Origin of the sequence: Pseudomonas sp. SWRI77 (assembly GCF_014269105.1) — a bacterium.
GTDB lineage: Bacteria > Pseudomonadota > Gammaproteobacteria > Pseudomonadales > Pseudomonadaceae > Aquipseudomonas > Aquipseudomonas capeferrum.
On the sequence record NZ_JABWRV010000010.1, the window covers coordinates 115,695 to 140,375 of the forward strand.

Consider the following 24,681-nt stretch of genomic DNA (forward strand, 5'->3'; position numbering starts at 1 on the left):
GGCTGGCCCGATCACGTCGTAGCTCGCTGCATAACTACTGAATTTGATAGGGAAGGAACATCACCATGGCATTGACCAAAGACCAACTGATTGCCGACATCGCCGAGTCGATCGCCGCGCCAAAAGCCACCGCCAAGAACGCACTGGAGCAACTGGGCCAGATCGTTGCTGACCAACTGGAAAACGGCGCTGAAATCACCCTGCCAGGCATCGGCAAGCTGAAAGTCTCCGAGCGTCCTGCCCGTACCGGCCGCAACCCTTCGACTGGCGCTGCCATCGAAATCGCTGCCAAGAAAGTCGTCAAGTTCGTCCCAGCCAAAGTGCTGACCGATGCCATCAACAAGTAATTGTTGAAGCGTTGACCAAACCGCGTCCGGCTTGCCCGAACGCGGTTTTTTTTCACCCTTGCGTTTTGCGTCGCGCGTGCCAGGCCTGGCGAGCGTTGTCGTCCTGGAAGCTCCAGGCGACCATGCGGCTCTGCTTTTGCCCTTGGCCCATATCGACAATGCGCACAGCCTTGGCGCCGGCCTTTTTCAGCGCCGCTTCGATGCCTGGCAGGTTGCTGGCCTTGGACACCAGGCTGGTGAACCACAGCACGCTTGCGCCGTACTGCGCGCTTTCCCCGACCAATTGGGTCACGAAGCGGATCTCGCCGCCCTCGCACCACAGTTCGTTGTTCTGGCCGCCGAAATTGAGCACGGGCAGTTTGCGCTTGGGGTCCTGCTTGCCCAGGTTCTTCCACTTGCGCTGGCTGCCGCGGGTGGCCTCCTCGCGTGAAGCATGGAAGGGCGGGTTGCACAGGGTCAGGTCGAAGCGCTCGTCGTCCTGCAGCAAGCCGCTGAGGATGTGCGTGCGGTTGGCCTGTTGGCGCAAGCTGATGGCTTTGTTCAGGCCGTTGGCCTGGACGATGGCCTTGGCCGAAGCCAATGCCACGGGGTCGATGTCCGAGCCCAGGAAGCGCCAGCGGTAGTCGCTGTGGCCGATCAGCGGGTAGATGCAGTTGGCCCCCACGCCGATATCCAATACGCGTATCTGGGCGCCTTTGGGGATCTCGCCGGCGTTGTCATCGCCCAGCAGGTCGGCGAGCACGTGGATGTAGTCGGCGCGCCCGGGGATGGGTGGGCACAGGTAGTCGGCGGGGATGTCCCAGTGCTGGATGCCGTATTGGGCCTTGAGCAGAGCGCGGTTGAACACCCGTACCGCTTCGGGGTTGGCAAAGTCGATGCTGGGCTTGCCGTGCGGGTTGGTGATGGTGAAGCGGGCCAGGTCGGGGTGGGCCTTGATCAGGCTGGGGAAGTCGTAGCGACCCTGGTGGCGGTTGCGCGGGTGCAGGGTGGGTTTTTCGGTCATGGTCGGATCCGGTGTTGCAGGCCGTGGGGCTGCTTTACAGCCCTTTCGCGACACAAGGCCGCTCCTACAGGATAGCGGCGCCCTTCAAACCGGCGCCGTCCCTGTAGGAGCGGCCTTGTGTCGCGAAAGGGCCGCAAAGCGGCCCCAGCGGTCTATCAGATTGTTACAGCGCAGCAATACGCGCATGCTGCTCGGTGAAGTTGGCCAGGGCCTGTTCGGACTCGGCCAGCTTGGCGCGTTCCTTTTCGATCACCGCAGGCGGTGCCTTGTCGACGAACGCCGCGTTGGACAGCTTGCCGCCGACGCGCTGGACTTCACCCTGCAGACGCTGGATCTCCTTGTTCAGGCGAGCCAGTTCGGCGTCCTTGTCGATCAGGCCGGCCATGGGCACCAGCACCTGCAGATCGCCCACCAGCGCGGTGGCCGACAGTGGCGCTTCGTCGGCATCGCCGAGCACGGTGAACGACTCGACCTTGGCCAGTTTCTTCAGCAGGGCTTCGTTTTCCTGCAGACGACGCTGGTCATCGGCATTGGCGTTCTTCAGGAACAGTGGCAGCGGCTTGCCCGGGCCGATGTTCATTTCGGCGCGGATGTTGCGCAGGCCGACCATCAGTTCCTTGAGCCACTCGATGTCGCCTTCGGCGGCAGCATCGATGCGGCTTTCGTTGGCCACCGGCCACGGCTGCAGCATGATGGTCTTGCCCTGGACGCCGGCCAGCGGCGCGATGCGCTGCCAGATTTCTTCGGTGATGAACGGCATGAACGGGTGTGCCAGGCGCAGTGCCACTTCCAGCACACGCACCAGGGTGCGACGGGTGCCGCGGGCGCGCTCGACGGGGGCGTTCTCGTCCCACAGCACCGGCTTGGACAGCTCCAGGTACCAGTCGCAGTACTGGTTCCAGATGAATTCGTACAGGGCCTGGCTGGCCAGGTCGAAGCGGAACTGCTCGAGCTGGCGGGTCACTTCGGCTTCGGTACGCTGCAACTGCGAGATGATCCAGCGGTCGGCCAGCGAAAGCTCGCAGGCTTCGCCGTTCTGGCCGCAGTCCTCGCCCTTGTCCAGCACGTAGCGGGCGGCGTTCCAGATCTTGTTGCAGAAGTTGCGGTAGCCTTCGACGCGGCCCATGTCGAACTTGATGTCACGGCCGGTGGAGGCCAGCGAGCAGAAGGTGAAGCGCAGGGCGTCGGTACCGTAGCTGGCGATGCCTTCAGGGAACTCGGCCTTGGTCTGCTTGGCGATCTTCTCGGCAAGCTTGGGCTGCATCATGCCGCTGGTGCGTTTTTCCAGCAGGGCGTCGAGGGTGATACCGTCGACGATGTCCAGCGGGTCAAGGACGTTGCCCTTGGACTTGGACATCTTCTGGCCCTGGCCGTCCCGCACCAGGCCGTGTACGTACACGGTCTTGAACGGAACCTGCGGGGTGCCGTCCTCGTTCTTGATCAGGTGCATGGTCAGCATGATCATGCGCGCAACCCAGAAGAAGATGATGTCGAAGCCGGTCACCAGCACATCGGTGGAGTGGAACTTCTTGAGGAACTCGGTCTGTTCCGGCCAGCCCAGCGTGGAGAAGGTCCACAGGCCCGAGCTGAACCAGGTGTCCAGCACGTCATCGTCCTGACGCAGGGCAACGTCGGCGCCCAGGTTGTGCTTGGCACGTACTTCAGCCTCGTCGCGGCCGACATAGACCTGGCCGGCCTCGTCGTACCAGGCAGGGATGCGGTGGCCCCACCACAGCTGGCGGCTGATGCACCAGTCCTGGATGTCGCGCATCCAGGAGAAGTACATGTTTTCGTACTGTTTGGGTACGAACTGGATGCGGCCATCTTCCACGGCAGCGATGGCAGGCTCTGCCAGCGGCTTGGTGGAGACGTACCACTGGTCGGTCAGCCACGGTTCGATGACGGTGCCCGAACGGTCGCCTTTCGGCACTTTCAGGGCGTGGTCGTCGATGCTGACCAACAGGCCCTGGGCGTCCAGGTCGGCGACGATCTGCTTGCGCGCGACAAAGCGGTCGAGGGTGGCGTACTGGGCGGGCAGGGTGGTGTCGACCTGCTCGTTGACGCTGCCGTCGAGGTTGAAGGCCTGGGCACTGGCCAGGACCATCGCGTTCTTGTCGAAGATATTCAGCAGCGGCAGGTTGTGGCGCTTGCCGACTTCGTAGTCGTTGAAGTCGTGAGCCGGGGTGATTTTCACACAGCCGGTGCCGAATTCAGGGTCGCAATAATCGTCGGCGATGATCGGGATGCGGCGGCCGACCAGCGGCAGCTCGACGAACTTGCCGATCAGGGCCTGGTAGCGTTCGTCGGTCGGGTTGACCGCGACAGCCGCATCACCCAGCAGGGTTTCCGGACGCGTGGTGGCAACCACCAGGTAGTCCTTGCCCTCGGCGGTCTTGGCGCCGTCGGCCAGCGGGTAGCGCAGGTTCCACAGGTGGCCCTTCTCGTCGTGGTTTTCCACTTCGAGGTCGGAGATTGCCGTGTGCAGCTTGGTGTCCCAGTTGACCAGGCGCTTGCCGCGGTAGATCAGGCCGTCTTCGTGCAGGCGCACGAAGGCTTCCTTGACCGCTTCGGACAGGCCATCGTCCATGGTGAAGCGCTCACGGCTCCAATCGACCGACGAGCCCAGGCGGCGGATCTGACGGCTGATGTTGCCGCCGGACTGATCCTTCCATTCCCAGACTTTTTCCAGGAACTGTTCGCGGCCCAGGTCATGACGGCTCTGGCCTTTGGCTTCGAGCTGACGCTCGACCAGCATCTGCGTGGCGATACCGGCGTGGTCGGTACCCGGCTGCCACAGGGTGTCGCGACCCTGCATGCGGCGGAATCGGATCAGGGCGTCCATGATCGCGTTGTTGAACCCATGGCCCATGTGCAGGCTGCCGGTCACGTTCGGCGGTGGGATCATGATGGTGTAGGACTCGCCTGCACCTTGTGGAGCGAAATAGTTCTCGGACTCCCAGGTGTTGTACCAGGAAGTTTCGATGGCGTGCGGCTGGTAGGTCTTATCCATGCGCGGCGGGACCCTGTGCATTTATTCGGGAAAGCCGGGAAGTATAACCAAGGTGGGGGCCGCAGGCGACACGCGGCTGTCATCTGCAGGCGGGCGGTGGTTACTTCGCGGTAAAACCGCGAAGAGGGGCGTGCGCGGGGCCGGTTTACTCGGAGCGCTTGATCAATCGTTCGATGCGCGCATCCAGCCGACGCTTGATCTCGTTCTCGATGTGCGGGGTGAAGTCATTGATCACGTCTTGCATGATCGCCTGCGCTGCCGCGCGCAACTCGCTTTCCAGGTGCAACAGGGTATCCTGGCGGCGGGTTTGCGAATCTTCCTCAGGTTCAGCGACGGCAGGCGCGACGGCAGGTGCGGCATTGCCGCCAGGCTCGTCGAGCAACAACGGGATTTGTTCTACCGTCTCGGTCAGCAGCGGCGGTTGCAGGTCAGCGTCGCCCAGCAGTTGGCGGATCGACTCGAGGTCATCGAGCAGGTGGGCGGAGTCGGGCAAAGGGGAGGGCTTGTCCATCGTCGTCAAAGTCGCTGTAAGCGGTGGTCTTGCAGAGCATAGCCCTGTTCACGGTAGAAACGGAACCGCTCACGGGCCGATTGGCGGATGCTCGGTTCCTCGACGACGATTTCGGCAACCCGTTCGAACTGCCCTACGAACGCGGGTACGCCATCACCCAGGTTGATCAGCAGGTCGCGGTGTTGCCCGGCATCCTCGCCAAGCCCTAAGGCCACGGTGGCATCAGCGTGCAGCTCCGCCAGGTCGTGGGGCACGAAAGCCTCACCTTTGAAGTGCCATAGACGTTGGTCCAGTTCGCTGCGCTGCTCGGCGTCCTGGCAACGCAAGTAGACCCGGTGGCCGAGGCGCCAGGCTTTGTCGCACAACTTGCAGGCGAAATCGAGCCGCGCCGACAAGGAATCGGTGGGCAGGATGTAGAAATCGACTTTGCTCATGGTGGGGGCTGCCGGCCGGTGGCGCGCATGGCGCCACCGGTCTCACGGCATCAGGCGCCAGCGCGATCGAGCAGGTACTGGGTCAGCAGCGGGACCGGGCGGCCAGTGGCGCCCTTGTCCTTGCCACCGCTGATCCAGGCGGTGCCGGCGATGTCCATGTGCGCCCAGTTGTAGGCCTTGGCGAAGCGCGACAGGAAGCAGCCCGCCGTGATGGTGCCGGCCTTCGGCCCACCGATGTTGCCCATGTCGGCGAACGGGCTGTCCAGTTGCTCCTGGTACTCGTCGAACAGCGGCAGTTGCCAGGCGCGGTCGTCGGCGCGCTTGCCGGCATCGAGCAACTGGCCGACCAGGTCGTCGTTGTTGCCCATCAGGCCCGAGGTGTGGCTGCCCAGGGCAACGATGCAGGCGCCGGTCAGGGTGGCGATGTCGATCACCGCCTGGGGCTTGAAGCGTTCGGCGTAGGTCAGGGTATCGCACAGCACCAGACGGCCTTCGGCATCGGTGTTGAGGATTTCGACGGTCTGGCCGCTCATGGTGGTGACGATGTCACCTGGGCGGGTAGCACCGCCGCTCGGCATGTTTTCGGCGCAGGCCAGCAGGCACACCAGGTTGATCGGCAGTTGCAGTTCGAGTACCGCACGCAGGGTGCCGAACACACTGGCGGCGCCGCACATGTCGTACTTCATCTCGTCCATGCCGGCGCCTGGCTTGAGGCTGATGCCGCCGGTGTCGAAGGTGATGCCCTTGCCCACCAGCACGAACGGCTTGTCAGCCTTCTTGGCGCCCTGGTAGTTGAGCACGATCAGGCGTGGCGGCTGGTCGCTGCCCTGGCCCACGGCGTAGAACGCGCCCATGCCCAGGTCCTTGATCTTCTTCTCGTCGAGCACTTCGACCTTGAGGCCTTTGTGCGCCTTGCCCAGTTCCTTGGCCTGCTCGGCGAGGAAGCTTGGGTGGCACAGGTTGGGCGGCAGGTTGCCCAGGTCGCGGGTGAAGGCCATGCCGGTGGCGATGGCAGTGGCGTGCTTGACGGCGCGCTCGACCTCGGCCAGGCCCGCCTTGTCGGCTAGCAGGGTGACCTTTTTCAGGGCACGTGGCTCGGCCTTCTGGCTTTTGAAACGGTCGAACACGTACTCGCCGTCGAGCAGGGTCTCGGCCAGCAGGCGGTATTTGCCGTAGTGGGCGTCGCGGTTGCTGACGGCGACATCGTCCAGGGCAAGTACGGCGTCACCACCGTTCAGGCCTTTGAGCACGCCGGCGACACTGCCGACCAGCTTGCGCCAGGCGCGATCGCCCATGGCTTCGTCCTTGCCGCTGCCAACCAGCAGCACACGCTCGGCCTTCAGGCCCGGCAGGCTCTGCAGCAGCAGGGTCTGGCCCGGCTTGCCGGCCAGGTCGCCACGCTTGAGCACGGCGCTGATGGCACCTTCGCAGGCTTGGTCGACGGCCTTGGCAACAGCGCCGAGCTTGCGGCCTTCACCAACCGGTACGACCAGAGTGGCGGTTTTTACCGATGCAGCAGCTACGCTTTTTACAACCAGTTCCATGTCAGGGTCCCCGAATGATCGATACAGTTGGCGCTTTGTGTTCCAGCGCTCTGGGCGGGCCAGGCCGCGTGGTCGCGTACCCGTGGAAAAGCTGCCAGTTTGAGCCTGCGGCAAGGCTGCTGACAACCCTGTTTTGCGGCTTCATGCGCGGCCAAGTGACAGGGGCGGTCAATCACAGGATAATGCGCGCACTTTACATGGAGGTTCGCCTATGGCGAACCGGCATTGGTCTTGGCTGTACTAAGTCATTGTTTGGCGCCATTGTTTGGCAGTCCGCCCTGACAACCCAGGAGTGTCTGGTTTGATCGTCTTTCGTTATCTCTCCCGCGAGGTCCTGGTGACCTTGAGCGCCGTCAGCGCAGTGCTGCTGGTGATCATCATGAGCGGGCGCTTCATCAAGTACCTGGCCCAGGCCGCCCAGGGCGTGCTCGACCCGAGCGTGCTGTTCCTGATCATGGGCTTCCGCCTGCCGGGCTTCTTGCAGCTGATCCTGCCGTTGGGGCTGTTTCTCGGCATCCTCCTGGCGTATGGCCGCTTGTACCTGGAAAGCGAAATGACCGTGCTTTCGGCCACGGGCATGAGCCAGCAGCGCCTGCTTGGCATGACCATGGCGCCGGCTGCCCTGGTCGCCTTGCTGGTCGCCTGGCTGAGCCTGAGCCTGGCGCCGCTGGGCGTTGCCCAGGTGCAGCAGATCATCAGCCAGCAGGATGCCCTGACCGAGTTCGATACCCTGGTGCCGGGGCGCTTCCAGACCCTGCGCGATGGCTCGCGGGTGACCTACACCGAAGAGCTGTCGGACGATCGCGTCAACCTGGCCGGGGTGTTCATCTCCGAAAAGCGCTTCAACCAGGACAAGACCAAGGACCGGGCGCCGTCCGTGCTGGTTGCCGAAAAAGGCCACCAGGAAATCCAGGCCGACGGCAACCGCTACCTGATTCTCGAAAACGGCTACCGCTACGACGGCAACCCGGGCCAGGCCGATTACCGTGCGATCAAGTACGACACCTACGGTGTACTGCTGCCCAAGCCTGAAGTCAGCGAAGAAGTGACCGAGCGTGAGGCCATCCCCACTTCGCAGCTGATCGGCCAGAAGGGCTTGCGCGAACGTGCCGAGCTGCAATGGCGGCTGTCGTTGCCGATTCTGGTCTTCGTCGTGACCCTGCTGGCGGTGCCGCTGTCGCGGGTCAACCCGCGCCAGGGCCGCTTCCTCAAATTGCTGCCGGCGATTCTTCTGTACATGGCCTACCTGACAATGCTGATTTCCGTACGCGGCGCCCTCGAGAAGGGCAAACTGCCGATCGCCCTTGGCATGTGGTGGGTGCACGGGCTGTTCCTGCTGATCGGCCTTGGGCTGATGTACTGGGAGCCGCTGCGCCTGAAGCGCGCCGCACGTCGTGCGGAGGTGGCCCATGGGTAAGCTGGATCGTTACATCGGCCAAAGCGTGCTGATGGCCATTCTGGCCGTGCTGGGGATCATCCTCGGCCTGGCCTCGCTGTTCGCCTTCATCGATGAGATGAGCGACCTGAGCGACACCTACACGGTCATGGAAGCGGGCAATTTCGTGCTGCTGACCGCACCCCGGCGCTTGTATGAAATGCTGCCGATGGCGGCGCTGATCGGTTGCCTGATCGGCCTGGGCAGCCTGGCCAGCAGCAGCGAACTGACCATCATGCGTGCGGCGGGGGTTTCCATCGGCCGCATCGTCTGGGCGGTGATGAAGCCGATGCTGGTGCTGATGCTGGTGGGTGTGCTGATTGGCGAGTACGTGGCGCCGGTTACCGAAAACAAGGCCCAGGCAGACCGTTCGCTGGCTCAGGGCGGTGGTGAAGCGCAGAGCTCCAAGCGGGGTATGTGGCACCGCCAGGGCGAGGAGTTCGTGCACATCAACGCCGTGCAACCCAATGGCCTGTTGCTGGGCGTGACCCGCTACCGCTTCGACGACGAGCGCAAGATCGTCACTTCCAGCTTTGCCCGTCGGGCGCAGTACAACGACGACCACTGGCTGCTCAGCGATGTGCGCACCACGTATTTCCGTGGCGACCACACCGAAGTGGTGACGACGCCGCAAGAGCGCTGGGACGTTTCGGTCACGCCACAATTGCTCAACACCGTGATCCTGGCCCCGGAGTCGCTGTCGATCACCGGGCTTTGGGATTACATCCACTACCTGTCGGACCAGGGCTTGAACAACGCCCGCTACTGGCTGGCGTTCTGGACCAAGGTGCTGCAGCCTGCGGTAACCGCAGCGCTGGTGTTGATGGCGATTTCCTTCATCTTCGGCCCACTGCGTTCTGTAACCTTGGGCCAGCGGGTGTTCACCGGCGTGCTGGTGGGCTTCGTGTTCCGCATCGCCCAGGACTTGCTTGGCCCTTCAAGCCAGGTGTTCGGCTTCCCGCCGCTGCTGGCAGTGGTGATACCGGCCGCGGTGTGTGCACTGGCAGGGGTGTGGTTACTACGCCGAGCGGGTTGATGACCTGAACGATGCACAAAAGCCGACCTCAGGGTCGGCTTTTTCATTTCTTCTGCTTGGGTACCCGCACCAGCTGGGTCTCGGAATAGATGTCATGCCAGCCGCGTTTGCGCTTGTCGATCAACGCCCAGAAAAACCCCAGGCCCAGGCACAGCCACGAAGCGATCGAGACCACGAAGCGCAACAGCGCCTGCCACAGGCTGATGGCACTGCCATCGGCGTTCTGCACGCGCACGCCCCATACCTGCATGCCCAGTGTCTGCCCGCCATGGGTCCAGAACTTGGCAAAGAAACCGAATAGCGCGAACAGCAGGATCGTCGACAACAGCGGGTCGCCATCCAGCGCACCGGCGTCGGTCAGCGCACGCATGCGGGCCTCACCGATGATTGCCATCTGGATCATCTTGTACGCGCCCGCCGTCACGATCAGCAGGGCAGTGCACAGCAGGAAGTCATAGAACATCGCCGCCAGGCGGCGGCCTAGCCCGGCAGGTGGAAAGTTACCCTGAGGCATGAGGGGGGGCTTGGACATTGCGCAGCAGCTCCAGAAGGCAAAGGCTCATTCTAGGGAACTGCAGGCAAAAAAAAGCCCCTGCGCGTCAACGCAAGGGCTCTTTTTTATGGATTATCAGGCTTCTGGCTGGACTTCGTCAGCCTGCATGCCTTTTTGGCCTTGAACGGCTACGAAGGTAACCTTCTGGCCTTCTTTCAGGCTTTTGAAGCCGTTGCCCTGAATGGCACGGAAGTGCACGAACAGATCCGGACCGCTCTCTGGGGTGATGAAACCGTAACCTTTCTCGTCATTGAACCACTTGACGGTACCGCTCTGACGCTGTGCCATTTTCTTATTTCCTATGAATCTATTAATTTTATAACAGTGACTTTCATGTCGTATTGGCATGAAAGCTTACTGGGCTGGGTTGCTGGAAAGTAAGAGACGTCGAACGGGTTGTAGCAGATCGCGGCTACTGGCCCAGGTCACGAACTGTTGCGACCCATGCAAACACAGTGCAGTGACTCTACGCCAACTCCCGAGAAAAAAACAAGCCCTTGCTCGTCTGCAAAAACGGGCGTTCGCCGATAGCCGAACGATTTGTCGGAAACGGCATGGCGCCTGGGCTGGCGCCATGTTCATTCGTTATTGAACAGGTTCGCAATCGAATATGACAAACCTGTTCAAACACTTCACGTCTTGCTTTCAGCCGCGGTAGTAACGTTGTGCCACGAAAGGCATTTTGCTGACTTTCAAGGCCACCTTCTTGCCGCGTACAAGTGCAAACAGTGGTGTGTCTAGTGCGGTATGTTCGCTGTCGATATAGCCCATTGCGACAGGGGCGCCGAGTGTTGGGCCAAAGCCACCGCTGCATACTTCGCCCACTGGCTGGTCGGCTGCATCGACGATCGGTGCACCTTCACGTACCGGCGTGCGTTCCTGCGGCAGCAGGCCGACGCGCTTGCGTGCCACGCCCTGTTGCTGTTGCGCGAAGATCGCCTCGGCACCCGGGAAACCACCGGCGCGGGCACCGTCGGCGCGGCGCACTTTCGAGATGGCCCACAGCAGGCTGGCCTCGATCGGCGTGGTTGCGGTGTTCATGTCGTGGCCGTACAGGCACAGGCCGGCTTCCAGGCGCAGCGAGTCACGCGCCCCCAGGCCGATCGGTTGCACCTCTGGCTCGGCCAGCAGGCGTCTGGCCAGCGCATCGGCGGCATTGGCCGGCACCGAGATCTCGTAACCGTCCTCACCGGTATAGCCCGAGCGGCTGACGTAGCAGGCTTCACCCAGCAAGGTCACCGGGCGGAACTGCATGAAAGTCATGCCGGCCACTTCCGGGGCCAGGCGCTCCAGCACCTTGACCGCAGCCGGCCCTTGCAGGGCCAGCAGGGCGCGGGCCTCGAACAGCGGCTCAATCTCGCAGCGACTGCCGATGTGTTTTTGCAGGTGGGCCAGGTCCTGGTCCTTGCAGGCGGCATTGACCACCAGGAACAGCACGTCGTCACCGAGGTTGGCGACCATCAGGTCGTCGAGGATGCCGCCTTGCTCGTTGATGAACATGGCATAGCGCTGCGTGCCCACTGGCAGGTCGACGATATCCACCGGCACCAGGCTTTCCAGTGCCTGGGCCGCATCGCTGCCACGCAGGATGATCTGGCCCATGTGCGAGACGTCGAACAGGCCGGCCTGCTCACGGGTGTGCAGGTGCTCTTTGAGCACGCCCAGCGGGTACTGCACCGGCATGTCATAGCCGGCAAACGGCACCATGCGCGCACCCAGCTCCAGGTGCAGGGCGTGCAGCGGGGTCTTGAGCAGTGTTTCGGACATCGGTGACTCCTTGGTGTTGTTATCGGGTCAACATTCGATGATGTTGACGGCCAGACCGCCGCGGGCGGTCTCCTTGTATTTGCTTTTCATGTCGGCGCCGGTCTGGCGCATGGTGCGGATGACCTTGTCGAGCGACACGAAGTGCTGCCCGTCGCCGCGCAAGGCCATGCGCACGGCGTTGATCGCCTTCACCGAGCCCATCGCGTTGCGCTCGATGCAGGGCACCTGGACCAGCCCGCCGATTGGGTCGCAGGTCAGGCCCAGGTTGTGTTCCATGCCGATCTCGGCGGCGTTCTCCACCTGTTGCACGGTACCGCCCATGACTTCGCACAGGGCCCCGGCAGCCATCGAGCAGGCCACGCCGACCTCGCCCTGGCAGCCGACTTCGGCACCCGAGATGGAGGCGTTTTCCTTGTAGAGGATGCCGATTGCCGCCGCCGTGAGCAGAAAGCGCACCACGCCGTCTTCGCTGGCGCCTGGGACGAAGCGCATGTAGTAGTGCAGTACCGCCGGGACGATGCCCGCTGCACCGTTGGTGGGCGCAGTGACCACGCGCCCGCCGTAGGCATTTTCCTCGTTGACCGCCAGGGCATAGAGGTTCACCCAGTCCAGCACCGACAGGGCATCGCGCAGGCTGGCTTCCGGGTGTTGGCTGAGCTGGCGGTACAACGCCGGGGCCCGGCGCTTGACCTTGAGCCCGCCTGGCAGAATGCCCTCATGCCGGTAACCGGCCTCGACGCAATCCTGCATCACCTGCCAGATCCGCAGCAGGCCGGCGCGGGTTTCGGCCTCGGGGCGCCAGGCCGCCTCATTGGCCAGCATCACCTGGCTCACCGACAGATGGTGTGCAGTGCAGTGCCCGAGCAATTGCTTGGCGGTTGTGAACGGGTAGGTGAGTACCGTGCTGTCCTCGACGATGCGGTCGTGCCCCGCAGCCTCTTCGTCGACCACGAAACCGCCGCCCACCGAGTAGTACTCGCGGCTGCGAATTTGCAAACCGGCACTGTCCAAGGCGCGGAAGATCATGCCGTTGGGGTGATAGGCCAGTGGCTTGCGGATCATCGCCAGGTGCTGTTTTTCGATGAAGTCGATTTCGTGCTCGCCGAGCAGGCGCAGGCGGCCGCTGTCACGGATCGCCTGCAGGCGGGCGGGGATGGATTCGGTGTCGACGGTATCGGGGTGCTCGCCTTCCAGGCCAAGCAATACCGCCTTGTCGCTGCCGTGGCCCTTGCCGGTGGCGCCGAGTGAGCCATACAGCTCGGCCTTGACGCTGACCGTGTCGGCCAGCAGGCCGTCGCGGCGCAGGCCTTCGGCGAAGCGTGCAGCGGCGCGCATGGGGCCGACCGTGTGGGAGCTGGAGGGGCCGATGCCGATCTTGAACAGGTCGAAGACGCTCAGTGACATGGTGGTGCCTCCTTTTGAACTTTTTGGGGCCGCGCGGCGGCCCCAAAGTTCTACAGACCGCCTCAGGCGTCCTGATAGCTCTCGATCGACGGGCAGGCGCAGACCAGGTTACGGTCGCCGAACACGTTGTCGACCCGGCCGACCGGTGGCCAGTACTTGCTTTGCACCAGGCTCGGCAGCGGGTACACAGCCTGCTCGCGGCTGTAGCCATGGGCCCAATCGCCAACCAGTTCCGCTGCGGTGTGCGGGGCGTTTTTCAGCGGGTTGTCGTCCTTGTCCAGGCTGCCGTTTTCCACGGCGCGAATTTCTTCGCGGATCTGGATCATCGCGTCGCAGAAGCGGTCCAGCTCTTCCTTGGCCTCGCTTTCGGTCGGCTCGATCATCAGCGTGCCGGCTACCGGGAAGGACATGGTCGGGGCGTGGAAGCCAAAGTCGATCAGGCGCTTGGCCACGTCGTCGACGCTGATGCCGCTGGTGTCCTTGAGCGGGCGCAGGTCGAGGATGCATTCGTGGGCGACCAAGCCATTACCACCGGTGTACAGCACAGGATAGTGCTCTTCCAGGCGGCGGGCGATGTAATTGGCGTTGAGGATCGCCATTTGCGAGGCGCGCTTGAGGCCGGCACCGCCCATCATGCGGATGTACATCCAGGTGATCGGCAGGATGCTGGCGCTGCCGAACGGCGCGGCGCACACCGCGCCCTGCGGGTTCTCCAGCTGCGCATGGCCCGGCAGGAAGGGCGCCAGGTGCGACTTGACGCCGATCGGGCCGACGCCCGGGCCGCCACCGCCGTGGGGGATGCAGAAGGTCTTGTGCAGGTTCAGGTGCGAAACGTCGCCGCCGAACTTGCCCGGGGCGCACAGGCCGACCATGGCGTTCATGTTGGCGCCGTCGATGTAAACCTGGCCGCCGTTGTCGTGGATGATCGCGCAGATTTCGCCAATCGCTTCCTCGAACACGCCGTGGGTCGACGGGTAGGTGATCATGATAGCGGCCAGGCGCTCGCGGTGTTCGATGGCCTTGGCCCGCAGGTCCTCGACATCGACGTTGCCACGGGCATCACAGGCGGTGACTACCACACGCATGCCCGCCATGTTGGCGGTCGCCGGGTTGGTGCCGTGGGCCGAGGACGGGATCAGGCAGATGTCGCGATGGGCCTCGCCGCGGCTGCGGTGGTAGGCGCGGATGGCCAGCAGGCCTGCGTACTCGCCCTGGGAGCCGGCGTTGGGTTGCAGCGACACCGCGTCGTAGCCGGTGGCGGCGCACAGCATGGCTTCCAGCTCGGTGGTCATCTGCAGGTAACCCTGGCTCTGTTCGGCCGGGGCGAACGGGTGCAGGTTGCCGAACTCGGCCCAGGTGACCGGGATCATTTCACTGGCAGCGTTGAGCTTCATGGTGCACGAGCCCAGGGGGATCATGCTGCGGTCCAGCGCCAGGTCCTTGTCGGCCAGGCGGCGCAGGTAACGCATCAGCTCGGTTTCGCTGTGGTAGCGGTTGAACACCGGGTGTTCGAGGATCGCCGACTGGCGCAGCAGGCCGGCAGGCAGCAGCGAGCCGGTGCTGGCGGCGAGGGTGGCGAAATCGGGTTGCGGCTGGTCGCCGGCCAGCAGTTGCCACAGCGCTTCAACGTCCGCCTGGGCGGTGGTTTCGTCGAGCGACAGGCCGACATGGCCCGCATCGACCTGGCGCAGGTTGATGCGCTGGGCACGGGCCTTCGCGTGCAGGCTGGCGGTGGCTTCGCCGGTTGCCAGGGTCAGGGTATCGAACGCGCTCTGGCCGACGACCTGGATGCCCATGGCCTTGAGGCCGGCGGCGAGGATGGCGGTCAGTGCGTGGGTGCGTTGGGCGATGCGCTTGAGGCCGTCCGGGCCGTGGTACACGGCGAACATGCTGGCGATGTTGGCCAGCAGCACCTGGGCGGTGCAGATGTTGCTGGTGGCCTTTTCGCGGCGGATGTGCTGCTCGCGGGTTTGCATGGCCAGGCGCAGGGCGGTCTTGCCGAAGCGGTCGATCGACACGCCTACCAGGCGGCCCGGCATGTCGCGCTTGAAGGCATCACGGGTGGCGAAGTAGGCCGCGTGCGGGCCACCGAAGCCCAGGGGCACGCCGAAGCGCTGGGCGCTGCCGATGGCCACGTCGGCCTCGAACTCGCCCGGCGGGGTCAGCAGGGTCAGGGCTAGCAGGTCGGCCGCCACGGCCACCAGGGCGTTGGCCGCGTGCAGGCGCTGGACCAGTTCGCGGTAGTCGAACACTTCACCGTTGCTGGCCGGGTACTGCAGCAGTGCGCCGAAGAAGGCGCTGACATCGGTCAGCTCGCGTTCGTCGCCGACCACCACGTCGATGCCCAGCGGCTCGGCACGGGTGCGCAGCACGTCAAGGGTTTGCGGGTGGCAGTGCACCGACGCAAAGAAGGCATGGCTGCCCTTGTTCTTCGACAGGCGTTTGCAGAAGGTCATGGCCTCGGCAGCGGCGGTGGCTTCGTCGAGCAGCGAGGCGTTGGCGATCGGCAGGCCGGTCAGGTCGCTGATCAGGGTCTGGAAGTTCAGCAGCGCTTCCAGGCGGCCTTGGGAAATCTCGGGCTGGTAAGGGGTGTATGCGGTGTACCAGGCGGGGTTTTCCAGCAGGTTGCGCAGGATCGGTGCCGGGGTGTGGGTGTTGTAGTAACCCTGGCCGATGTAGCTCTTGAACAGCTGGTTGGTGCCGGCGATGGCTTTCAGCGCCGCGAGGGCGTCGGCTTCGCTCTGGCCATCTTCTGCGCCGAGTACGCTGGTGCCCTTGATGCTGTCGGGGATGACCGCAGCGGTCATGGCGTCCAGCGAGTCGAAGCCCAGGGTGGCGAGCATGGCCTGTTCGTCAGCGGCGCGTGGGCCGATGTGGCGGGCGATGAATTCGTTGGCGGTGCCGAGGTTGATGGTCATGGTGTGGTTCCTCAGGCGTCGTCGTTGGCTTTGATCAGGCGGTCGTAGGCGTCCTGGTCGAGCAGGGCGGTCACTTCGCTCATGTCGGCCGGGATGAAGCGGAAGAACCAGCCTTCGCCCATCGGGTCTTCGTTGACCTGCTCAGGGCTGTCCTCGAGCCCTTGGTTGACGGCGACTACTTCACCGGTCAGTGGCATGTACACGCCGCTGGCGGCCTTGACCGATTCGACGGTGGAGGCTTCGGTAGCTTTTTCGTAATGCTGCAGCTCCGGCAGTTGCACGAAAACCACATCGCCGAGGGCGTTCTGGGCGAAGGCGGTGATGCCCACGGTGACGCTGCCGTCGGCTTCAACGCGCAGCCATTCGTGATCTTCGGTGAAACGCAACTCGCTCATGGGAAATCCTCGAAAGCAGGGCGGTAGGCGTGGTTAGCCACGCACTTGTTGGATTTCCTGTAGCAAAAATGTGGCCAATAAAATAAAACGCTTATAAATCAATGGCTTGATAAATATTCGAAAGCCTGTTGAAAAAAAAGGTGGAATGAAATCGATACAGAACATCCACGGCCCAAATCGCTAGTCGTGGCAAACCCTTGCAGATACACAACGGAGTAGGGGTGTATTGATTTCAATACGATGTATTGAAATCAATACGGTCACATCATCCAAGCCTGTCGGGCTACACCAGGCTCAGGCTGGCGACGCTTGACGCTGTTGCAGGCGCACCGTCAGCATCCCCGACAGCGAGATCAGCCAGAGCACCGCGAACACGCCCGCGATCGCCAGGTTCGACGCCAAGGGCAGTGCACTGACGATGCCCGAAGCCAGCGACCCGAATACCAGCATCAGGCAGCCCTGCAGGCTGGCCGCCACCCCTGCGCGGTCGGGGAAGAGGGACATGGAGCGGGCCATGGCGTTGGAGAAGATAAAGCCCTGGCCGAACGCGACAAGCATGATGCCACCCAGGATGCTGACCAGGTTCAACCCAGCAGGCATGGCGGCGATGCTCAACACGCCGAGCAGGAACAGCAGCATGCCCGTCCACATCAACGTGGCCGCCTGGACCCTGCGGATCAACGCGCGATTGACCAGCGTCCCAACCAGATAGCAACTGCCCACCGCCAGTGCCGTAGTGCCGAAGTATTGTGCGTCGTGGCCCAGCCGCTCCTGGACGATATGCGGGCCGATCACGTTCCACAGCAAAAACGCCGAGAAACTCGCGCCCAGTACAATTACCGACGAGCGAAAGCGCCCGTCAGCCAGGATGCACCGGTAGCCAACCAGGGTTTGCATGGCACTGCGACGGGCAGTGGCGGGCAGCGATTCCTTGAGCCCGGCCAAAACGAACGCCATCACGATCACGGCATAGACCGCATACAGGACGAAATTGTAGCGCCAGCCCAGGTAGACCTCGATCATGCCGCCCACATACGGTGCGATGACGGGCCCGAGGCCGAACGCCAGGCTCAGATAGATAATGGCCACATAGAAGCGCGGGCCCTTGACGATATCGACCAGCAAGGCACGGGCAACCACTTGGCATGCACCAATCGCAAAACCTTGCAGTGCGCGGGCCACCAAGAGCATTTCGATGGAGGTCGAGAAGGTGGCCAGCAGGCTGCCGCTGAGGAACAGCGCCAGGCCCAGGATTACCGCCGGCCGGCGCCCGCGTGCATCGGTCATGATGCCGAAAAACAGCTGGCCGATGGCGTAGAACAGCAAGGTGATGGTGATGGTGTTCTGCATGAGCGACGGGCTGGCGCCCAGCTCATGGCCGATTGACGGCATGCTGGGCGCATACAGATCGATGGCGATCCCCCCGACGCTATTGATCAGGGGAGCAAGGAACACGATGAAATTCTCGTAACGCTTGTTTGCGTTCATGGTTACCTCCAGTGCTCCGGGCACGGCCATGCCCGGAGCCAGATGTGGTCAGGCGGATGCCTGGCAGGTGAAATGCGGCTGGCTCAGCGCCAGGGCGGGGGCATTGCCCCAGGTACTCGGCGCAGACAGGCGCGAAGCCACCACCCGTGGTCCGTGTTCGTAGTAGTTGCCCCAATTGACGCCAGGGTCCCTGAGCCTGTTGCGGTCGGCACCGCCCAGGTCCTCGAGGGTGTCTACGAGGGGGATCAGCAACTGCCGCACCTGCTCGGTGGCGGTCAGCACCACCAAGCCGAAATTTCGCAGGGCCAGTGTCTTGATCACGTTGTTGAGCAGGTACTTCCCGGCCCCGCTACCGCTATGAAACGAGGCGAACGCGCCAACTTCGGCAATGCGTGCCCGATCGATGTGGTAGCGCTCATCCAGGCTCTGGTCCAGGTAGTACTCGCTGAACAGCTTGCCGGAATCGCCGTAGCTGATCCCCGCACAGGCATAACCTGGGGCCCCACCGTTGGCGCCGGTCAGGCAGACGAACAGATCGGGCTGTGGCTCTGGCGTCGCGCCATAGTGCTTGAGGTAGTGGGCACGTACCGCTTCCTGCAGGCATCGGTAGCCAGGTCGGCCTTTGTAGAAATTACGCACGATGTACATGGTGGCTTCCTCAGGCGTACATCTGGTCGATGAACCGGGCTTCGATCTCGGCCCTGCGTGGCCGCCCCGTGACCGTGTAGAACTGATCACGGAAGGTGGCGATGTCAGCGATGACGCGAATCTGCCTGACCCTGGCAAAGTCGGCGAGCCGGTGCTCCAGGCGCGCCATTTCCTGGCGGACCGAGTCTGCGCAGGCGCTGCTCAAGACAATGGCGCAGGGCTCGTCCTTGCCTTCACCCATGACGATCATGTCGTCTACCAGGGCGCTCTCCTTGTAGACGTTCTCGACCCACTCGGGCGAGATGTTGCGTGCGGTAGACAGGATGATCACGTGCTTCTTGCGGCCGGTGATGTACAGAAAGCCGTCGCGAAATTCGGCGATATCGCCGGTATGCAGATAACCGTCGGACAGGTCGCAGGCTGTATCGTCGGCGTTGTAGTAACCGGCACAGAGGGTCGGCGTGCGGACCAGCAGTTCACCGTCGACCAGCTTGGGTTCGATACCATCGAGCAAGGTGCCTGCCGACCCGATACGCCGTTGCGCCGGTGAGTTGAGCGAAATGATCGAGGAGTTCTCGCTCAGGCCATAGGCTTCGAACACCTGTACGCCGTGCGCCTCCAGGGCTTCCAGGACCGTGACCGGAATTTTCGCGCCGCCGGTGATGATGTGCGGGCGTTGTGGCCCGAACAGTTCCTCGACCGAGCAGTGCTCGAGCAGCAGGTTGGCCTCTTCCAGCAGCTTGGGCGGCAGGTACAGGAAGTTCGGCTGGTTGGGCGCAATCAGCTGCAGGTACTGCCGTGCGTTGCCGCTGGCTGCGCCGTATTCGGTCATGCCTTCGGGCATGAGGGTCAACGTGCCGCCCGAAAGAATCGGGATGAACACCCCCAGCACCTGCTCGATCAGCAAACTCATGGGGACGATCGAGAAGTAGTGCAGCGGCTGTTGCGGCAGACGCTTCATCACGTTATCGACCAGCAGCCCGACTGCCTCGTCGCGGATCATCACCCCTTTGGGTTTGGAGGTGGTGCCCGACGTGTGGATGATCGAAACAATCCCGTCCGGGATGAGCTCGTCCTCCTGGCGCCACTCGTCACCGATGGTGTCGTGCATGAGTTGCGCGGGGATGAAGCACGCCTTGTCCGGCAGAATAGCGTGCAGGCGGCCGGCGGTTTGCTCATCGCTGACGAACACTGCCGCCGCTTTGCCCAGTAGGCTGCCGATCTGGTCGTCGGAAAACTCGATGGGCACCGGCAGCAACACACCGCCTACTTTTTGGATCGCCAACAAGGTGTACACCCACTCGTAGCAAGAGCGCATGGCGATGCCAAACACTTTGCGTTCGCAGCGGCCAACCCGCCCCTCCAGTGCACTGGCCAGTCGCATCACGTCACGGCGCAACTCGTGCAAGGTGTAGGCGCGACCGTTCATTTCCTTGATCACTACGCGGTCTGGGGTGGCGGCCAGGTAGTCCTGCATTTTTTGGCTGATCATTGGCCGATACCTCCAATGCGATAGCTTTGCGCGCCGAATATGCGCCGAGAGGGGTCATCCAGGCGCCGGCGCCCGTGCATCACGCGCGTGTTGTCGATTACCACCAGGTCGCCCTTCTGCCAGAAGTGGCTATACGTATTGCGGGCGGTCACTTCTTTGATCTCGTCCCATATATCCAGGGCGATATCCTCGCCATCGGCCCAGGTGATAAGCGGCGGTTCATAGTTGACGCTGGGGCCGAGCATTGAATTGCAAAACGCTTGCTTGCCGCTGAAGCAACTGGTCTCAACCGCCGAGATAATCAGTTCGGACGCAATCAGGTTCTGATCGATGCGGCGATAGGTTTGGCCACTGACCTGTTGATTGACTTGGTGCAAGTGCTCGTCGGTGATGTCATCGATGGGCAGTTGCAGTTCAATGCTCAGAAAACGTTTTACATTGTTCCAGGGGATGCGCCGGCTGTAACGAATCTCGCGGTTCTCAAAACACTTTCGGGTTTTCGCAGACAAGTCGAACAGTACGCGTTGGCCGTCGCACAAGGTCGTTTCAGAGCCCACTGCTGCAGGCTCCAGGCAGTAGAACCACTGCAGGTCGGGGTTGAATGGCAAGTTACCGTTCTCACGGTGCAGCCCCATTTCATTCACACCGGCCTCGATTTCTGCCGTGTTGGCCGTAGCGGCTTTGCGGGCAGGGTCGAATGTCACGCGAGCGGAATGCGCGCTGACGAAATCGTTGAAGTCCGGCAGTGTATCGGCAAAGTCGCGGTAGATAATGGCGCCACTGTGGGCGAGGTCTTCGTAGAGTGTCGCACTGTTGATCGAATCGCCTACCCGCAGGGCGCGGTCGACGGCATAGATACATTCGAAACCGTAGCACGGTGTCGGTTGTCGATAGAACGGAAACACCGTGGATTGTACGTGCGCCAGCATGACTTATTCCTCCTTGAACTGTGGGTCAGGTAGAACATCGCTACCCGATAACCTCACAGTAAGTGAAAAGAACAAGCTGCTGGTTTTAAGAAATTTAAACGCCCTGGGAAAATTTAATAAAGCGGGGTCATCGTTCCGTCAACAGCGTTTGCGCCACCGCTTCGACCAGTGCGCGCAGGCTGGAAATATCCTTGCTGTCGCTGCGATCGCGCGACCAGATCATGTCGAGGGTGAAACTGGGGAAGCCCAGCGGCGGTGTGCAGACCTTCAGCCCAGGTGCGATGCGCAGGTGCGGCAACAGGCGTGCGGGCAGTGCCACCGTGGCTGGCACGGCGGCCACAATATTCACGCAGGCCTGGTAACCATTGGCGCGCACCAGCACGTTGCGTGATCGGCCAACCTTGTCCAGCCAGCTGTCGACCATGTTCTTTTCCGATATCCACGGTGTCGGGAACACATGGGGCGAAGCACAGAACTCGTCCAGGCTCATGGCCTCTTCACTGGCCAGCATGCCTTGGCTGGTCACGCACACGAAATCATCACTGAGCACCGGTTGCCATTGCAGCTCGGGGTGCATCTGGTGATAGCCCGGGCCGAAGCCGATGGCAATGTCGATGTCGCCTGAAATCAGCCGGTCCACCGGCAGGTCACGGCTTAAGCGATCGAGGTGCAGCGAGGTATTGCCGTGTGTACGTGACAGTACTGCCAGCGCCTGCGGCAAGAAGGAAAGTTCGAAATACTCGGGCGCGCAGATGCGCCAGATCTTGCGCTGTGCTTGTGGCGAGGCGCTGCTGTCGTCCTCGGCGCAGCGGTTTACGGACTCGACCACCACGCGAAGGTACGGCGCAATCTTTTCCGCTTTGGTGGTGGGTTTCAGCACCCCTTGCGAAGACGAGAACAGGGTGTCGTCGAAGCACCCGCGCAGGCGCTTCAGGCAATAACTGACGGTGGGCTGGCTGATATTCATCAATTCGGCAGTCCGCTTGGCGCTGCGCAGTTCGAGCAGGTTGATGAACACCACGATGTCCTGCAGATCCAATTGCTTCAGGTAATTGCTGTGAAGCATGAAAATTCCTCCTGAATTTTCCAGTTCATTGCCTGGGCGCACCCTCACCTGGCAGATGAGCGAGCATTTGCTTCAACACCTGCGCGAATAGTTCACGCTGCTCGGCGCTCAGGGGGGCCAGTACCAGCTCCTGGATCTCAGTATGGGTAAGGACTGCCTTATCAATCAATGCCTTGCCCTGTGCTGTGAGGGCCACTTGGGAGCTGCGCTTGTCTTGATTGTCGGCAATGCGCTCGACCATCCCGGCGCTTTCCAGTCTCGTCAAGCGGTTGGTCATCGCGCCGGACGTTATCAGCAACGAGCGATACAGTTCGGTTGGCGTCAGGCGGTAGGGTGCCCCTGCACGGCGCAAGGTTGCCAGGACGTCGAATTCGCCCTCTTTGAAGCCATACTGCGCCAGGGCTTCTGCACGCATGCGCTCCAGGTGCTTGCTGATACGCGCCATTCGGCCAAAAATTTCCATGGAGGAAACATCCACGGAAGGCATCGCCTGCGCCCACTGCGCGACGACGAAATCGACATGATCGTTCATTGCTGCACTCATCGTTGAACCTGGAAATGTTTAACCAACGCACCTTCTGAACCCCCGCGCCTTTTAACAATCTTAACGTTAAGTTATCTTGGCGCGATGAAGCTCAAGGATCAGGAGGCAGCATGGCTTTTTTCATACATGGACAGCACCGTCACTATTATCATGACACCGGCTCCGGCAGCCCTGTACTCCTGCTGCATGGCTTTGCCAACAGCGGCAGGGCGTGGATGCCGCAGCTCAGCGCGCTGCTTGGCCTCGGGCACCGTGTCATCGTACCCGACCTGCTAGGGCACGGTGCATCCAGTGATGCCCCCGAAGGCATCACCGCCCATGCCCAAGCCTTGGAAATACTGGCGCTGCTGGACCACCTCGGGCTCGACAGCGTCCAGCTGGTCGGCTTGTCCCTGGGGGGCATGGTGGCCCTTGAGATGGCCTGTCATGCCCCGCACGCAGTAGAGAAACTGATCGTTGCCGGCACGTTCGCCAGCATGAACACTGCACATCGCAAGGGACTGCTCAGCGAGTGGGCGGCCGCCTTGGGCAAGCAGGATGGTTGCCTTAAACACTTCAAGTCGAGCTGGCCCGCATTGGTCGGTGCGGACTTCGCCGCCTCGCCCCGTGGTCAGCGGCTTTACCAGGCGTGGCACGCCCAGGCCGCGCAGTTAAGGGCGCACAACCAGATCCGCTGGTGCGAGGGCATGAAGCAGTACGACCTGACTGGCGATTTGCAACGCATTCAGGCCGCCACACTGGTACTCGCCGCAGAATTTGACCCGATCAGCCCGAGCGCCGAAGCCGAAGCCATCTGCAACAACATCGGTCACGCTCGCCTGGCCACCCTCGCGGGCGAGGGGCACGTATTCAACGTACCGCTCGCACAGGCATTCAACCAGGCAACCGCTGCGTTCCTGCAGGAGCCCCTCCATCATGACTGATACCCCCAACAAAGCCTGCGTCGGGTTGCTGGCGATACTGATCGGCTTGAACCTGCGCCCGGTCATGGCTGCCATCGGCCCGCTGCTGCAATTGCTGCAGCACGACCTGGGGCTGAGCAACACCCAAGCCGGCCTGCTGACGACCTTGCCGGTGATGATGATGGGCGTGTTCGCGTTGTCCGGCCCCTGGCTGCTGCGTCTGGTCGGTGAGACCAAGGGCGTGGCTGCAGGCATTGTGCTGATTGCGCTGAGCTGCGCTGCACGCGCCTACGTCAGCACTGCCGAAGCGCTCATCGCCACAGCGGCACTGGGTGGTATCGGCATTGCGATCATTCAGGCGCTGATGCCGGCGTTCCTCAAGGGCAGCCATCCGCAAAGTGCTGGCATGCTGATGGGCTTGTTCACCACCGGTATCATGGCGGGCGCCGCGTTGGCCGCCGCCACGGCAGCACCTGGCGCCGGCCTTTTCGGCTGGCAACTGTCGTTGGGCTACGCTGCCGTCCCGGCATTGGTCGCCCTGATCGTCTGGCTGCTGCTAGCGCGTGGGACCCCTGGCAGACAGGTGTCGGCCACATTGCCCTACCGTAGCCCGCGGGCCTGGTTGCTGTTGCTGTTCTTCGGCATTGGCACAGGTGCCTACACCTTGGTGCTGGCCTGGTTGCCGCCGTTCTACATCGAGTTGGGGTGGACAGCAGCCGAGGCGGGTTACCTGCTGGGGGCATTGACCGTCACCGAAGTGCTCGCCGGCTTGCTCGTGTCATCCTTGATCCAGCGCTTTGCGGATCGCAGATACCCCTTGGTGTGGGTCATTTTGCTATTGATAGCAGGGTTGGCCTGCCTGATGGTCGCGCCGGTAGCGTTGGCGGCCGTGGCCACCGTGTGTCTGGGCCTGGGCATTGGGGCGCTTTTCCCACTCTCGTTGATCGTTGCCATGGACCACGCGGATTCACCGGCCAAGGCTGGCGCGCTGTTGGCGTTCGTGCAAGGTGGTGGGTACCTGATCGCCGCCAGCATGCCACTGCTCGCCGGTATCGTGCGTGACCAGCTCAGCTCATTGCACTGGGCTTGGGCGGTGATGATGATCGGCGCCTTCGTGCTGCTGGGGTTGAGCACACTGTTGCGTCCGCCGTTGCGGCACAAAGAAGCCATGGTTCGTCAGGCTTGAATCGGCAAGGCTGACGCGCCTATTCCGGTTACCGAGCGTGCGTGCCAGTTCGGCCGCACGCATGCCGCT

At 62.6% G+C, this 24,681-nt stretch carries 22 protein-coding genes; 5 read left to right on the forward strand and 17 right to left on the reverse strand.

Annotated elements, in window-relative coordinates:
• The first annotated feature begins 65 nt into the window (after nt 1-65).
• Nucleotides 66-347: an HU family DNA-binding protein gene (locus HU766_RS12460; protein ID WP_003255106.1), complete on the forward strand. Its 282-nt coding sequence runs from the start codon at nt 66-68 to the stop codon at nt 345-347.
• A gap of 52 nt (nt 348-399) precedes the next feature.
• On the opposite strand, the gene rlmF is transcribed toward HU766_RS12460, so the two are convergent.
• From rlmF to HU766_RS12485, 5 genes are all read right to left on the reverse strand, one after another.
• On the reverse strand, nt 400-1,350 hold the full coding sequence (gene rlmF / locus HU766_RS12465) for a 23S rRNA (adenine(1618)-N(6))-methyltransferase RlmF (RefSeq protein ID WP_186657089.1): 951 nt from the start codon (nt 1,348-1,350) through the stop codon (nt 400-402).
• 163 nt (nt 1,351-1,513) lie between these two features.
• Nucleotides 1,514-4,360 (reverse strand): valine--tRNA ligase, encoded by a 2,847-nt coding sequence (locus HU766_RS12470; RefSeq protein ID WP_033701070.1) that lies wholly within the window; start codon nt 4,358-4,360, stop codon nt 1,514-1,516.
• A gap of 145 nt (nt 4,361-4,505) precedes the next feature.
• Nucleotides 4,506-4,871, reverse strand: coding sequence for a hypothetical protein (locus HU766_RS12475; RefSeq protein ID WP_033701069.1), 366 nt, complete (start codon nt 4,869-4,871; stop codon nt 4,506-4,508).
• A gap of 5 nt (nt 4,872-4,876) precedes the next feature.
• A complete protein-coding gene (locus tag HU766_RS12480) occupies nt 4,877-5,305 on the reverse strand; it encodes a DNA polymerase III subunit chi (RefSeq protein WP_186657091.1) in 429 nt (142 codons plus the stop codon).
• Nucleotides 5,306-5,355: 50 nt separating this feature from the next.
• On the reverse strand, nt 5,356-6,849 hold the full coding sequence (locus HU766_RS12485) for a leucyl aminopeptidase (protein ID WP_186657094.1): 1,494 nt from the start codon (nt 6,847-6,849) through the stop codon (nt 5,356-5,358).
• Nucleotides 6,850-7,150: 301 nt separating this feature from the next.
• Here HU766_RS12485 and lptF point away from each other — a divergent pair, with 301 nt between their 5' ends.
• Together lptF and lptG are read left to right on the forward strand one after the other, a co-directional pair.
• Nucleotides 7,151-8,266: an LPS export ABC transporter permease LptF gene (gene lptF, locus HU766_RS12490; RefSeq protein ID WP_033701066.1), complete on the forward strand. Its 1,116-nt coding sequence runs from the start codon at nt 7,151-7,153 to the stop codon at nt 8,264-8,266.
• Nucleotides 8,259-9,320, forward strand: a complete 1,062-nt coding sequence (gene lptG, locus HU766_RS12495; RefSeq protein WP_033701064.1) for an LPS export ABC transporter permease LptG — start codon at nt 8,259-8,261, stop codon at nt 9,318-9,320. Before lptF ends, lptG begins: the two co-directional genes overlap by 8 nt.
• A gap of 43 nt (nt 9,321-9,363) precedes the next feature.
• Here lptG and HU766_RS12500 read toward each other — a convergent pair whose 3' ends face one another.
• From HU766_RS12500 to HU766_RS12555, 12 genes are all read right to left on the reverse strand, one after another.
• Nucleotides 9,364-9,852, reverse strand: coding sequence for an RDD family protein (locus tag HU766_RS12500; protein WP_033701063.1), 489 nt, complete (start codon nt 9,850-9,852; stop codon nt 9,364-9,366).
• A gap of 96 nt (nt 9,853-9,948) precedes the next feature.
• Nucleotides 9,949-10,161, reverse strand: coding sequence for a cold-shock protein (locus HU766_RS12505; protein WP_186657096.1), 213 nt, complete (start codon nt 10,159-10,161; stop codon nt 9,949-9,951).
• Nucleotides 10,162-10,518: 357 nt separating this feature from the next.
• Nucleotides 10,519-11,640 (reverse strand): glycine cleavage system aminomethyltransferase GcvT, encoded by a 1,122-nt coding sequence (gene gcvT, locus HU766_RS12510; RefSeq protein ID WP_186657099.1) that lies wholly within the window; start codon nt 11,638-11,640, stop codon nt 10,519-10,521.
• Nucleotides 11,641-11,667: 27 nt separating this feature from the next.
• Entirely contained in the window at nt 11,668-13,044 is a 1,377-nt protein-coding gene (locus HU766_RS12515) for an L-serine ammonia-lyase (RefSeq protein WP_033701059.1), read from the reverse strand.
• Between the two features lie 62 nt (nt 13,045-13,106).
• The gene (gene gcvP, locus HU766_RS12520; RefSeq protein WP_186657102.1) at nt 13,107-15,962 is read right to left on the reverse strand and encodes an aminomethyl-transferring glycine dehydrogenase; all 2,856 of its coding nucleotides are present in this window, start codon (nt 15,960-15,962) and stop codon (nt 13,107-13,109) included.
• A gap of 11 nt (nt 15,963-15,973) precedes the next feature.
• Nucleotides 15,974-16,357, reverse strand: a complete 384-nt coding sequence (gene gcvH / locus HU766_RS12525; RefSeq protein WP_186657105.1) for a glycine cleavage system protein GcvH — start codon at nt 16,355-16,357, stop codon at nt 15,974-15,976.
• A gap of 294 nt (nt 16,358-16,651) precedes the next feature.
• A complete protein-coding gene (locus tag HU766_RS12530; protein WP_186657108.1) occupies nt 16,652-17,845 on the reverse strand; it encodes a multidrug effflux MFS transporter in 1,194 nt (397 codons plus the stop codon).
• 48 nt (nt 17,846-17,893) lie between these two features.
• Nucleotides 17,894-18,493 (reverse strand): thermostable hemolysin, encoded by a 600-nt coding sequence (locus HU766_RS12535; RefSeq protein WP_186657111.1) that lies wholly within the window; start codon nt 18,491-18,493, stop codon nt 17,894-17,896.
• A 10-nt stretch (nt 18,494-18,503) separates the two neighbouring features.
• Nucleotides 18,504-19,985: an AMP-binding protein gene (locus HU766_RS12540; protein WP_095064055.1), complete on the reverse strand. Its 1,482-nt coding sequence runs from the start codon at nt 19,983-19,985 to the stop codon at nt 18,504-18,506.
• Nucleotides 19,982-20,914, reverse strand: coding sequence for a TauD/TfdA family dioxygenase (locus tag HU766_RS12545; RefSeq protein ID WP_186657114.1), 933 nt, complete (start codon nt 20,912-20,914; stop codon nt 19,982-19,984). Before HU766_RS12545 ends, HU766_RS12540 begins: the two co-directional genes overlap by 4 nt.
• A gap of 127 nt (nt 20,915-21,041) precedes the next feature.
• A complete protein-coding gene (locus HU766_RS12550) occupies nt 21,042-21,980 on the reverse strand; it encodes a LysR family transcriptional regulator (RefSeq protein ID WP_033701053.1) in 939 nt (312 codons plus the stop codon).
• A 25-nt stretch (nt 21,981-22,005) separates the two neighbouring features.
• Entirely contained in the window at nt 22,006-22,512 is a 507-nt protein-coding gene (locus HU766_RS12555) for a MarR family transcriptional regulator (RefSeq protein ID WP_186657118.1), read from the reverse strand.
• Between the two features lie 122 nt (nt 22,513-22,634).
• On the opposite strand from HU766_RS12555, the gene HU766_RS12560 reads away from it, so the two are divergent.
• Nucleotides 22,635-23,447 (forward strand): alpha/beta hydrolase, encoded by an 813-nt coding sequence (locus HU766_RS12560; RefSeq protein ID WP_186657121.1) that lies wholly within the window; start codon nt 22,635-22,637, stop codon nt 23,445-23,447.
• The gene (locus HU766_RS12565; RefSeq protein ID WP_186657125.1) at nt 23,440-24,612 is read left to right on the forward strand and encodes an MFS transporter; all 1,173 of its coding nucleotides are present in this window, start codon (nt 23,440-23,442) and stop codon (nt 24,610-24,612) included. The genes HU766_RS12560 and HU766_RS12565 overlap by 8 nt, the downstream gene beginning before the upstream one ends.
• The last annotated feature ends 69 nt before the right edge of the window (nt 24,613-24,681 follow it).